This window comes from Streptomyces sp. NBC_00572 (assembly GCF_026341815.1).
In the GTDB taxonomy this organism is placed as follows: domain Bacteria; phylum Actinomycetota; class Actinomycetes; order Streptomycetales; family Streptomycetaceae; genus Streptomyces.
The window spans coordinates 49,777-63,916 of the sequence record NZ_JAPENX010000004.1 but is presented as its reverse complement, the minus strand read 5'-3'; the positions used below and the strand labels follow the sequence as shown (position 1 = coordinate 63,916).

The window sequence follows — 14,140 nt, the reverse complement described above, 5'->3', positions numbered from 1 at the left end:
CCGGCCGCCCACCGACAAGTAACGGACCGGCCACCCCGTCGCCGAATCGTACGGTTACCCGTGCATGACCGGGTGTTGAGAAGAAACAGGTCGGTCGGTCTTAGGGTCGAAAATGCGGGGTTCCATATCCGGGATACTCAGGCCGCTTCGATATCAGTCAGGAAAGGGCAGTCGAGCGCCATGACGACTAATCGCATTTCTGTGGAGAGCCGCGCGCCGCGAGGCGACGAGGGGGCCATCGCCGTCATCGGCATGGCCTGCCGGCTCCCCATGGCCCTCGGCCCGGCCGACTTCTGGCAGATGCTGCGCAGCGGCACGGACGCGATCACCGACGCACCGCCCGGACGCTGGAACACCGCGGAACCACAGGCCGGGGCAGGAGTCCGCCGTGGCGGATTCCTCGACGGCATCGCCGACTTCGACGCCGGCTTCTTCGCGATCTCGCCCCGCGAGGCCGCCGCCATGGACCCGCAGCAGCGACTCGTCCTCGAACTGGCCTGGGAGGCCCTGGAGGACGCCGGGACCGTCCCCGCCCACCTGCGGGACTCCCGTACCGCCGTCTTCGTCGGCACCCTCCGCGACGACTACACCAGCCTCGCCAACCAGTACGGCGAGCAGGTCATCACCCAGCACTCCATGACGGGCCTCAACCGAGGCGTCATCGCCAACCGCGTCTCCTACTACCTGGGCCTGCGCGGACCGAGCCTCACCGTCGACGCCGCCCAGTCCTCCTCCCTGGTCGCCGTGCACCTGGCCTGCGAGTCGCTGCGCTCGGGGGAGTCCACCACGGCGATAGCCGCGGGCATCAACCTCAACATCCTCGGCGAGAGCGCCGTGACCGAGGAGCGGTTCGGCGGTCTCTCCCCGGACGGCACCGCCTACACCTTCGACGCCCGCGCCAACGGATTCGTGCGGGGCGAGGGCGGCGGGGCCGTCATCCTCAAGCCGCTGGCCCAGGCGGAGGCGGACGGCGACCGGATCTACGGCGTCATCCGCGGCAGCGCCGTCAACAACGACGGCGCCACGCCCGGACTGACCGTGCCCAGCCGCGAGGCCCAGCGCCAGGTTCTCCGCGAAGCCTACGAAAAGGCCGGAATCAGCCCCTCCGATGTTCAGTACGTCGAGCTGCACGGCACCGGGACCCCCGTCGGCGACCCCATCGAGGCCGCCGCGCTCGGAGACGTCTTCAGCTCCCACCGCGCACCCGGCGACCCCCTGGTCGTCGGCTCGGCCAAGACCAACGTCGGGCACCTGGAGGGGGCCGCCGGCATGGTCGGCCTGCTCAAGGCCCTGCTGAGCCTGACGCACCGCGAGATCCCCGCGAGCCTCAACTTCGGGACCCCGAACCCGGCCATCGACCTCGACGGCCTCGGCCTCTCCGTACCGCGCGCACTCACCCCCTGGCCGCATCCCGACCGCCCCCTGGTCGCGGGCGTGTCCTCCTTCGGGATGGGCGGCACCAACTGCCACGTCGTACTGACCGAGGCGCCGGTCTCCGGGCAGGCGTCGGTCTCCGGGCAGGCCCCGGCCGCGGAGACTTCGGCTGCGGACTCTCCGGCTGCGGACGCTTCCGCCGTGGACGCTCCCGCCGTACTGCCCTGGGTCCTCTCCGGCCGTGACGCCGACGCGCTGCGTGCCCAGGCCGGGAAGCTGCGCGCCTTCGCCGACGCGAGCGAGGCGGCGACCGCCGACATCGGCTGGTCCCTGCTGACCACCCGCACCACCTTCGACGCCCGCGCGGTCGTCCTCGCAGACAGTGAGGAAACGTTCCTTGCTGGCCTCGACTCCCTCGTCGAGGGCGCACCTGGCACCGGCGTCGTGACCGGACACGTCCAGGACGGCCGCACCGGCTTCCTGTTCACGGGCCAGGGCGCGCAGCGGGCGGGGATGGCGCAGGAGCTGTACGCCACCTTCCCCGTGTTCGCGGCGGCCTTCGACGAGATCAGCGCGCTCTTCGACGTAGCGCTGGACGGTTCTCTCCACGAGGTGATCGTCTCGGGCGAGGGGTTGGACGAGACGGGCTGGACGCAGCCGGCGTTGTTCGCGGTCGAGGTCGCGTTGTTCCGTCTGGTGGAGTCGTGGGGTGTGCGTCCGGACTTCGTGGCGGGGCATTCGATCGGTGAGATCGCGGCCGCGCATGTGGCGGGAGTGTTCTCGCTTGGGGACGCGGTGCGTCTGGTGGTGGCCCGGTCCGGTCTGATGCAGGCGCTCCCGCGTGGCGGTGCGATGGTCGCCGTCGAGGCGACGGAAGCCGAGGTCGTCGCCCTGCTGGACGGCCAGGCCGCGATCGCGGCGGTCAACGGCCCCCGCTCGGTCGTCGTCTCCGGCGAGGAGACTGCCGTCCTCGAAGTCGGCCGCAAGGTCGAGGAGCTGGGCGGGCGAACACGCCGCCTGACGGTGAGCCACGCCTTCCACTCGCCGCTCATGGACCCGATGCTCGACGAGTTCAGGGCCGTCGCCTCCGGAATCGCGTACGAGGCACCCCGCATCGCCGTCGTCTCCACCGTGACCGGTCAGATCGCCGCCGCCGACGACCTCCGTACCGCCGACTACTGGGCCGACCAGGTCCGCGGCACCGTCCGCTTCGCCGACGCCGTCGAGACGATGGTCGCCGAGGGCGTCACCTCGTACCTGGAGGTCGGCCCCGACGGCGTGCTGTCGGCACTGGCCGAGGGCGCCGTTCCGGCGCTCCGCCGGGGCCGCGACGAGGCCGTGACCCTGCTGTCCGCCGTCGCCACCCTGTTCACCCGGGGCATCGCCGTCGACTGGCAGGCGCTGTACGAGGGGATCGGCGCCCGTCGGGTACCGCTGCCCACGTACGCCTTCCAGCGCAGCCGCCACTGGCTCGAACCCGGGTCCGCCGGCCGGACCGCCCCCGCCCTGCCGGAGCTCTCCGCGAGCACGCCCGCCGAGGCCCCCGTCCCCCGAGGCGAACTCGGCCACCGGCTCGCCGCGATGTCCCCGGCCGAACGCTCCCGCACCGTCACCGACCTGACGGCCACGCACATCGCCGCCGTCCTCGGATACGACAAGGGCCGCCGCGCCGATGCCCGACAGTCCTTCAAGGACCTCGGCTTCGACTCCCTGATGTCCGTCGAGCTCCGCGACCGGCTCGCGACCGCCACCGGTCTGCGCCTCTCCGGCGGCCTCCTCTTCGACCACCCGACCCCCACCGCGCTCGCCGCGTACATCGAGGCCGAACTGACCGGCTCGGCCACCGCCGACGAGCAGCACCTCGCCACCCCGCTCCAGGACGACGAGCCGATCGCCATCGTCGCCATGGCCTGCCGCTACCCCGGCGGCGTCGCCTCGCCCGAGGACCTGTGGCGGCTCGTGGCCGACGGCGCCGACGCCATCTCCGGCTTCCCCGCCGACCGGGGCTGGGACGCCGACCTGTACGACCAGGACGCCGAGCGCTCCGGGAAGAGCTCCGTGCGCGAGGGAGGCTTCCTGCACGACGCCGCCCTCTTCGACGCCGGGTTCTTCGGGATCTCGCCCCGCGAGGCCCTCGCCATGGACCCGCAGCAGCGCCTCCTCCTGGAGACCGCCTGGGAGGTGGTCGAGCGCGCCGGCCTCGACCCCGACACCCTCAAGGGCAGCCGCACCGGCGTCTTCGTCGGAGCCACCGCGCTCGACTACGGCCCGCGTCTGCACGACGCCCCGAAGAGCGTCGAGGGCCACCTGCTCACCGGCTCCACCAGCAGCGTCATGTCCGGCCGCATCGCCTACCAGCTCGGACTCGTCGGCCCCGCCCTCACCGTCGACACCGCCTGCTCCTCGTCGCTCGTCGCCCTGCACATGGCCGTGCGGTCGCTGCGCCTGGGCGAGACGACCCTCGCGATCGCGGGCGGCGCGACGATCATGTCCGCCCCCGGGATGTTCGTGGAGTTCTCCCGGCAGCGCGGCCTCGCCGCGAACGGTCGCAGCAAGTCCTTCTCCGCCGACGCGGACGGCACCTCGTGGGCCGAGGGCGTCGGCCTCCTCCTCGTCGAGAAGCTCTCCGACGCCCGCCGCAACGGCCACCAGGTCCTCGCCGTCATCCGTGGCACCGCCGTCAACCAGGACGGTGCGTCGAACGGTCTGACCGCCCCCAACGGCCCCTCGCAGGAGCGGGTCATCCGCCAGGCCCTCGCCGACGCCCGCCTCACCACCGGCGACGTCGACGTCGTCGAGGCGCACGGCACCGGGACCCGGCTCGGCGACCCGATCGAGGCCGCCGCGATCCTCGCCACCTACGGCAGCGACCGAAGCGACCGAACCCCGGTGTATCTGGGATCGCTCAAGTCGAACATCGGGCACGCCCAGGCCGCGGCCGGTGTCGGCGGCGTCATCAAGATGGTCCAGGCGATCCGCCACGGCGTCCTGCCGCGCACCCTGCACGTCACCGAGCCCACCCCCCACGTCGACTGGACGGCCGGCGGGCTCGAACTGCTCACCGAGGCCCGCGACTGGCCGGAGACCGAACGCGCCCGCCGGGCGGCCGTCTCCTCGTTCGGCATCAGCGGCACCAACGCCCACGTCATCGTCGAGCAGGCGGACGACGAGCACCAGGACGCCCGCCCCGAGGCCGCGACCACCCCCGGACTGCCCACCCCCTGGGCCCTCTCCGCCCCCGACCGCGCCGCCCTCACCGCCCAGGCCGAGGCGCTCCACACCCGCCTGGAGAACGACCCCGAGCTCGGCGCCGCCGACGTCGCCGACATCGGCTTCTCCCTCGCCACCACCCGCGCCACCTGGTCCGAGCGGGCCGTCGTCACCGGCACCGGAGCGACCGAGCTCCTCGCCGGTCTCGACGCGCTGCGCCGCAACGCCGACGCCCCCCAGCTGGTCACCGGCTCCGCCGCCCGCGCGGGCCGTACCGCGTTCCTGTTCACCGGCCAGGGCGCCCAGTACCCGGGCATGGGCCGCGAACTGTACGAGACGCATCCGGCGTTCGCCGCCGCCCTCGACGAGGTGTGCGCCGCGCTCGACCCGCACCTCGACCTCGGCCGGCCGCTGCGCGACGTGATGTTCGACGACGCGGACGGCGACACCGCCCCGGACAGCGACACGGCTCTGGGCGGCGACACCCCGTACAGCGACACGGCCCTGGGCGGCGACACCGTCCTGCTGAACGAGACCCGCGCCACCCAGCCCGCCCTCTTCGCCCTCGAAGTCGCCCTCCACCACACCCTCCAGGCCCACGGGCTCACCCCCGACGCCGTCGCCGGGCACTCCATCGGCGAACTCGCCGCCGCCCATGTCGCCGGGGTCCTCTCCCTGGAGGACGCCGCCGCCCTGGTCGCCGCCCGCGGCCGGCTGATGCAGGCGGCGGTCCCCGGCGGCGCGATGCTCGCCGTCCAGGCCACGGAGGACGAGGTCGCCGAGACCCTCGCCCCCTACGCCGACCGCCTCGCCGTCGCCGCCGTCAACGGCCCGGACGCCGTCGTGGTCTCCGGTGACGCCGACGCCGCCGACGCGCTCGCCGCGCTCTGGCGCGAGCGCGGCCGCAAGACCCGCCGACTGACGGTCAGTCACGCCTTCCACTCGCCGCACATGGACACGATCCTCGACGAGTTCCGTACCGTCGCCGAGGGCCTGACGTACCACGCGCCGCTCCTCCAGGTCGTCTCCACCGTCACGGGCCTGCCCGCCACCGGCGACGACCTCGTCACCCCCGACTACTGGGTGCGGCAGATCCGCGAGGCCGTACGGTTCCTCGACGCCACCCGCAGCCTTGAGGACGAGGGCGTCACCGTCTTCGTCGAGATCGGCCCCGACGCCGTCCTCACCGCGATGGCCGCCGGATCGTTCCTGGCCGACACCTCCCAGGCCGTCGCCCTCCAGCGGTCCGGCCGCCCCCAGCCCGTCACCCTCGCCGCCGGACTCGCCCGCGCCCACACCCTCGGCGCCCCGCTGGACCTGGCGTCGTTCTTCCCCGGCGCCTCGCGCGTCGAGCTGCCCACGTACGCGTTCCAGCGCAGCCACTACTGGCTCCGGCCCGAGGCCCGCACCGACGCCCGCGGTCTCGGACTCGACCCGGCGGGCCACCCCCTGCTGGCCACCAGCGTCGACCTCGCCGACCGCGAGGGCCTGGTCCTCACCAGCAGGCTGTCGCTGAACGACCACCCGTGGCTCGCCGACCACCGCATCCACGGCACCGTCCTCGTACCCGCCACCGCGTTCATCGAACTCGCCACGGCGGCGGGCCGGACCGCCGGCGCCGAGCACCTCGTCGAGCTGACCCTGGAAGCCCCGCTCGCCCTTCCCGAGCAGCGGGCCGTCCGCGTCCAGGTCACGGTCTCCGCCCCCGACACCACGGGCACCCGCACCTTCGCCGTGCACTCCCGGCCCGAGACCGACACCGAACACGACGAGCCGGCCGCCTGGACCCGCCACGTCTCCGGCGCCCTCGCCGGCACACCCCCCACCACCGGCCCGGCCTTCGACGAACTCCTCACCTGGCCGCCGCAGGACGCGGAGACGGTGCCGCTGGACGACACGTACGAGCGGCTCACCGCCCTCGGATACGAGTACGGCGCCACCTTCCAGGGACTGCGCGCCCTCTGGCGCGGCGCGCACGGCACCACCTACGCCGAGGTCGCCCTCCCCACGGACCAGCACGAGGCCGCCGCCGGCTACGGCATCCACCCCGCCCTCCTCGACGCCGTCCTCCACCCGGTCGTCCTCGACGCCGCCGACGCCGCCGACCCGGACACCATCCGGCTGCCGTTCGCCTGGAGCGGGATCACCACCCACGCCGTCGGCGCCACCACCCTGCGCGTCCGCATCGAGCGCACCGGCACCGACACCGTCGGCCTGCACCTCGCCGACGCCACCGGCGCCCCCGTGGCCACCGTCGACTCGCTGATGCTGCGCCCCGTCGCCAAGGACAAGCTCGCCCCGGCGGCCACCACGGACGGCCTGTTCACCGTCGCCTGGACCACCCTCACCCCGGCGGGCGGCCCCGCGCCGCGCGTCACCGAACTCCCCGCCGGCACGGACACCCTCCCGGACGCGGGGGAGCCCACGGCCGACGTCCTCCTCGTCCGCGTCGACGCCGGCAGCGCCCCCAACCCCGCCGCCGCCCACGAGAACGCCGCCCGCGCCCTCGCCCTGACCCAGCGGTGGCTCGCCGACGAGCGTTTCGACGGCACCCGCCTCGCGTTCGCCACCACCGGCGCCGTCGCCACCACCCCCGGCGAAGCCGTCGACGGCCTGTCCGCGGCCCCCGTCTGGGGCCTGCTGCGCGCCGTCCAGAGCGAACACCCCGACCGGATCGTCGTCCTGGACGTCGACGGCACCTCCGAGGCCGAGGAACGACTGCCCGCCGCCCTGGCCACCGGAGAACCGCAGCTCGCCCTGCGCGGCACCCGGCTGCACGCCCCGAGGCTCAGCCGCGACCGCGCCCCGGCACCCGCCGACGCGCCCCGCCTCGACCCCGAGGGCACCGTCCTCATCACCGGCGGCACCGGCGGCCTCGGCGGACTCCTCGCCCGCCACCTCGTGACCGGGCACGGCGTACGCCACCTGCTGCTCACCAGCCGACGCGGACCCGACACCCCCGGAGCCGACCGGCTCACCGCAGAACTCACCGGACTCGGCGCCCGGGTGACCACCGTCGCCGCCGACGCCGCCGACCCGGACGCCGTCGCCACCCTCCTGACGGCCGTCGACCCCGCGCACCCGCTCACCGCGATCGTGCACACCGCCGGCGTCCTCGACGACGCCACCGTCGAATCGCTCACCCCCGAACAGCTGGCCAAGGTCCTGCGGCCCAAGGTCGACGCCGCCTGGAACCTGCACGAGCAGACCCGCGACCTGGACCTGGCCGCCTTCGTCCTCTTCTCCTCCGTCTCCGGCATCACCGGCACCGCCGGACAGTCCAACTACGCCGCCGCCAACACCTACCTCGACGCGCTCGCCGCCCACCGCCAGGCCCAGGGCCGGGCCGCCACCTCGCTGGCCTGGGGCCTGTGGGACGCCAGCCACGGCATGGGCGCCCAGCTCGGCGAGGCCGACCTCGCCCGCTGGAGCCGGGCGGGCGTCGACCCGCTCCACCCGGACACCGGCCTCGCCCTCTTCGACGCCGCCCTCACCGGCGGCGACGCCCTGGTCGTACCGGCCCTGCTCGACCTGGCCCGGCTGCGCGCCGCCGCGGCCGGCAACCCGCCCGCCCTGCTGCGCGGGCTGATCCGCCCCCGCGCCACCACCCGGGCCGCGCAGGGCGCGACGGCCGCGGCAGCGGACGGCGGCACCGAATGGGCCCGCCGCATCGCCGGCCTCCCCGAGGAGGAGAGCAGGGCCGCCGCGGCCGACCTCGTCCGCGGCATCGTCGCCGGCGTCCTCGGCCACGCGAGCCCGGAGGGCATCGACCCGGAGCGCGCCTTCAAGGACATCGGCTTCGACTCGCTGGCCGCCGTGGAACTGCGCAACCGGCTCAACACCGCCACCGGACTGCGGATGCCCGCCACCGCCGTCTTCGACCACCCCTCACCCGCCGCCCTCGCCGCCTATCTGCACCAGCAGGCCGTCGGCCGCAAGCCCGCCACGAGCAGCGCACCCGCCCGCCGGGCCGCCGCGGCGGCCGACGAGCCCATCGCCATCGTCGGCATGGCCTGCCGCTTCCCCGGCGGCGTGTCCTCGCCCGAGGACCTGTGGCGGCTCGTCGCCGAAGGCACCGACGCCATCAGCGAGTTCCCCGACAACCGGGGCTGGGACCTGGACTCCCTCTACCACCCGGACCCGGAGAAGACGGGCACCTCCTACACCCGGCACGGCGGATTCCTCCACGACGCCGACCGGTTCGACCCGGCGTTCTTCGGGATGTCCCCGCGCGAGGCCATCGCCACCGACCCGCAGCAGCGCCTCCTCCTGGAGACCGCCTGGGAGACCTTCGAGAGCGCCGGCATCGACCCGGCCGTCGTACGCGGCACCAGCACCGGTGTCTTCACCGGCGCCATGTACGACGACTACGCCTCGCGGCTCGCCAAGAGCCCCGAGGAGTTCGAGGGCTTCCTGCTCGCCGGGAACCTCTCCAGCGTCGTCTCCGGCCGCCTCTCCTACACGTACGGCCTCGAAGGCCCCGCCGTCACCGTCGACACCGCCTGCTCCTCCTCCCTGGTCGCCCTCCACCTCGCGGCCAACGCGCTGCGCCAGGGCGAGTGCGACCTCGCCCTCGCCGGCGGCGTCACCGTGATGTCCGGCCCCAGCACCTTCGTCGAGTTCTCCCGGCAGCGCGGCCTCTCCGAGGACGGCCGCTGCCGCTCCTTCTCCGCCGACGCCTCCGGCACCGGCTGGGCCGAGGGCGTGGGCCTCCTCCTCGTGGAGAAGCTGTCCGACGCCCGCCGCAACGGCCACCGGGTCCTCGCCGTGATGCGCGGCTCGGCCGTCAACCAGGACGGCGCCTCCAACGGCCTGACCGCCCCCAACGGTCCGGCGCAGGAACGCGTCATCCGCCAGGCCCTCGCCGTCGCCGGCCTCACCCCCGCCGACGTCGACGCGGTCGAGGCACACGGCACCGGCACCAGCCTCGGCGACCCGATCGAGGCCCAGGCACTCCTCGCCACCTACGGCCAGGACCGCCCCGAGGGCCGCCCGCTCTACCTCGGCTCCCTCAAGTCGAACATCGGGCACGCCCAGGCCGCGGCCGGTGTCGGCGGCGTCATCAAGATGATCCAGGCCATGCGGCACGGCACCCTGCCGAAGACCCTGCACGCCGAGAACCCCTCCCCCCACATCGACTGGGACACCGGCGCGGTCCAGCTGCTCACCGAGGCGACCCCGTGGCCCGCCACCGGCCGCCCCGCCCGCGCCGCCGTGTCGTCCTTCGGCATCAGCGGCACCAACGCCCACGTGGTCCTGGAACTGGCCGGCGACACCCCGGCACCGGCCGCTCCGGACACCCCGTCCGGTGGCGAGACCGACGCCGTCGTCCTCCCCTGGATCCTGACCGCGAAGGACGAGAACGCCCTGCGCCGCCAGGCCGACCGGCTCCACCGCCACCTCACCGGCCACCCCGGGCTCACCGCCGGCGACGTCGGCCTCACCCTGGCCACCACCCGCGCCACCCTGGAGCACCGCGCCGCCGTCCTCGGCACCGACCGCGCCACGCTCCTGACCGGACTGGCCGCCCTCGCCGGCGGCGAGCCGACGCCCGCGGTCGTACGGGCCACCACCGGCCGCCGCGGCAAGACGGCGTTCCTCTTCACCGGACAGGGCAGCCAGCGGCTCGGCATGGGACGCGAGCTGTACGAGACGTCCCCCGTCTTCCGCCGCGCCCTCGACGAGGTGTGCAGGCACCTCGACACCGAACTGTTCCGCCCCGTCAAGGACGTCCTCTTCGCCCCCGAAGGCTCCGCGGACTCGGCCCTGATCGACCAGACCGCCTTCACCCAGGCCGCCCTCTTCGCCACCGAGGTCGCCCTCTTCCGGCTCGCCGAACACCACGGCATCACCCCGGACTACCTCCTCGGCCACTCCATCGGCGAGGTCACCGCCGCCCACCTGTCCGGGGTCCTGGACCTCGCCGACGCGTGCGCCCTCGTCGCCGAGCGCGGCCGGCTCATGCAGGCGGCCCGCGAGGGCGGCGCGATGGCCGCGCTCCAGGCCTCCGAGGAAGAGGTACGGTCCGTCCTCGCCGACTACGAAGACGTCGCCATCGCCGGGATCAACGGCCCCCGGGCCACCGTCATCTCCGGCGACCAGGACCTCGTCGAGGAGATCAGCACCCTCTGGCGCACCCGGGGCCGCAAGACCAAGCGACTGCCGGTCAGCCACGCCTTCCACTCGCCGCACATGGACGAGGTGCTCGACGAGTTCCGTTCCGTCGCCGAGTGCCTGACGTACCACGAGCCCCGCATCCCCGTCGTCTCCAACGTCACCGGCGTCCTCGCCACCACCGAGCAGCTCACCTCGCCCGACTACTGGGTCACCCACATCCGCGAGGCGGTCCGCTTCCACGACGGCGTCCGCCACCTCGAAGAGCTGGGCGTCACCGAGTACCTGGAGATGGGCCCCGACGGCGTCCTGACCGCCATGGCCCAGGAATGCCTGACCCGCGAGGCCGGCTTCCTCGCCCCGCTGCTCCGCTCGGGCAGGCCCGAGGCCGACACCGTCGCCGCCGCCCTCACCGGCGCCGTACTGCGCGGCGCCCGCCCGGACTGGCAGTCGTACTTCCCCGGCGCCCGCCGCGTCGACCTGCCCACCTACTCCTTCGACCACGCCCGCTACTGGCTGGAGGGCGCCGCCACCCCCGGCGACGCCGAGGGCTTCGGCCTCGCCGCCGTCGGCCACCCCCTGCTCAGCGCGGCCGTACGGGTCGCGGACCGGGACGCGTACCTCCTCACCGGCCGCGTCTCCCGCCGCACCCACCCCTGGCTGGAGGGCCACGCCGTGGCGGGAACCGTCCTGCTGCCGGCCACCGCCCTGCTCGACCTGGCCTTCCGCGCCGCCGAGCAGGTCGACTGCGACCTCGTCGACGAACTGACGCTCGCCGCACCGCTGGTCCTGCCCGAGCGCGGAGCCGTCCAGCTCCAGCTCGTCGTCGGCGAACCCGACGGGACCGGCGGCCGCAGCCTCGCCGTCTACGCCCGGCCCGACCAGGACGACGACCCGGACCAGCCGTGGACCCTGCACGCCGAGGGCCGCCTCGGCACCGGCACCGCCACCCCCGAGGGCCTCCTCGCCTGGCCCCCCGCCGGGGCCACCGAGGTCGACCTCGACGGCGTGTACGACCGGCTCGCCGGCGCCGGATACGGCTACGAGAACGCCTTCCAGGGCCTCAGCCGCCTCTGGAAGGCACAGGACGAGCTCTTCGCCGAGGTCGTCCTCGGCGAGGAACACCGCACCGACGCCCCCCGGTTCGGTCTCCACCCCGCCCTCCTCGACGCCGCCCTGCACCCGCTGCTCCCCGGCGTCGCCGAGCCCGAAGGCACCTCCTGGCTGCCGTTCTCCTGGTCCGGCGTGAGCCTGTACGCCACCGGGGCGACCGTCCTGCGCGTCCGGCTCACCCTCAACCGGGCCGGCGACGACTCGCTCAGGGTCGCGCTCACCGTCGCCGACGGCGCGGGCGCATCCGTCGCCTCCGCCGCATCGCTCCTGCTGCGCCCGCTGTCCGAGGAGGCGCTCCGCGGGGCGGGCACCGCCGCACGCGACGGACTGTTCGGCCTCGGCTGGACGGCCCTGCCCGCCACCGGCACCGCACCGGCCCGCACCGGCTGGGCCCTGCTCGCCGACGGCGCCGGCCAGGGAAGCGTGCGGGCCCTCGGCGCCGCGCTCGACGCGGGCGCCGCGACGCCCGCCGTACTCCTGCTGCGGACGCCCGGCCACCTCACCGACGCGACCGGCGCCCACCTCACCGACGCGACCGGCGCCCACGACGCCGACGCGACCGGCGCCCACGTGACCGGCGCCCACGACGCCGACCTGCCCGAGCGGGCCCGCACCGCCGTACGGCGGGTCCTCGACACCGTGCAGGACTGGCTCGCCGACGACCGGCTCGCCGAGACCCGGCTCGTCGTCACCACCCGCGGAGCCGTCGCCGCGGGACCCGAGGACGTCACCGACCTGGCCCACGCCGGAGTCTGGGGCCTCCTCAGGTCCGCACAGACCGAGAACCCCGGCCGGATCGTCCTCGTCGACCTCGACCCCGCCACCACCGGAGACCACACCGCAGGCGACCAGGACCGTACGGCCGCCGAGGACCGGCTCCTCGACCTCGCCGTAGCCACCGGCGAGGCCCAGATCGCCGTCCGCGGCGACACCCTCACCGTCCCCCGGCTGACCCGCGCCACCCCCGCGGCCGAAACCCCCACCACCCCCCACTGGGACCGCGGCACCGTCCTCGTCACCGGCGCGACCGGCGCCCTCGGCGCCGTCCTCGCCCGGCACCTCGTCACCGAACACGGAGCCCGCCGACTGCTGCTGCTCAGCCGCCGCGGCCCCGACGCCCCCGGCGCCGGCGAACTCCGCACCGAACTCGAAGCCCTCGGCGCCCACGCCGAGACCGTCGCCTGCGACGTGACCGACCGCGACTCCCTCGCCGCCGTCCTCGCCGCCGTCCCCGACCAGCACCCGCTCACCGCCGTCGTCCACACCGCCGGCGTCCTCGACGACGGCGTCGCCGCCCAGCTCACCCCCGACCAGCTCGACAAGGTCCTCCGCCCCAAGATCGACGCCGCCTGGCACCTCCACGAACTCACCCGGAACCTCGACCTCACCGCCTTCGTCCTCTACTCCTCCGTCGCCGGCCTCATCGGCACCGCCGGCCAGGCCAACTACGCGGCGGGCAACACCTTCCTCGACGCCCTCGCCGCCCACCGCCGCGCCCACGGCCTGCCCGGCCTGTCCCTCGCCTGGGGCCTGTGGGCCCAGGCCAGCACCATCTCCGGCAGCCTCGACGAGACCGACCTGCGCCGCCTGGCCCGCGTCGGCCTGCGCCCCCTCGCCTCCCAGGAGGCGATGGCCCTCTTCGACGCGGCACCCGCCACCGGCGAGGCCGTCCTCGCCGTCACCCGCCTCGACACGGCGGCCCTGCGCGGCGGCGGCGAACTGCCGCCCGTCCTGCGGGCCCTCGCCGGACCGCCCAAGCGCCGCACCACCACCGTCGCGAGCGGCGGAGCCTCCGAGGAGGCCCCGCTCGCCCAGCGGCTCGCCTCCCTCGGCACCGCCGAACGGGAACGCGCCCTCACCGACCTCGTACGCGCCCAGGTCGCCGGCGTCCTCGGACACGGAGACCCCGGCCGCATCGAGGCCGACCGGGCCTTCCAGGAGCTCGGCTTCGACTCCCTCACCGCCGTCGAACTCCGCAACCAGCTGGGCCGGGCGACCGGACTGCGCCTGCCGACCACTCTCGTCTTCGACCACCCGTCGCCGCAGGCCCTCGCCACCCACCTCCTCGGCGAACTCGCCGTGGAGGAGGCCTCGCCCGCCGAACCGGTCCTCACCCCCCTCGCGGGCCTGGAGACGGCCATCGCCGCCGCACCCGACCAGGAGACGCGCGACCTGATCACCGCACGCCTCAAGGAACTCCTCAAGGCGGCCGAGATCGCCGACGGCCTCGGACGCCCGGCGGACACCGAGGACGAGCAGGACCTCGAAACGGCGAGCGACGAGGAGCTCTTCGCGCTCCTCGACGAACTCGAATGACCCCCAGGGCACG

General features: G+C 74.8%; 1 protein-coding gene. It reads left to right on the top strand.

Annotated elements, in window-relative coordinates; genetic code table 11:
* Positions 1-180 precede the first annotated feature (180 nt).
* Entirely contained in the window at positions 181-14,127 is a 13,947-nt protein-coding gene (locus OG514_RS38805; protein ID WP_266903181.1) for a type I polyketide synthase, read from the top strand.
* Positions 14,128-14,140: the final 13 nt, after the last annotated feature.

What these genes read in the sequence shown, in the direction of transcription:
- OG514_RS38805 (WP_266903181.1), top strand. Translation starts at nt 181, where the DNA reads ATGACGACTAATCGCATTTCTGTGGAGAGCCGCGCGCCGCGAGGCGAC.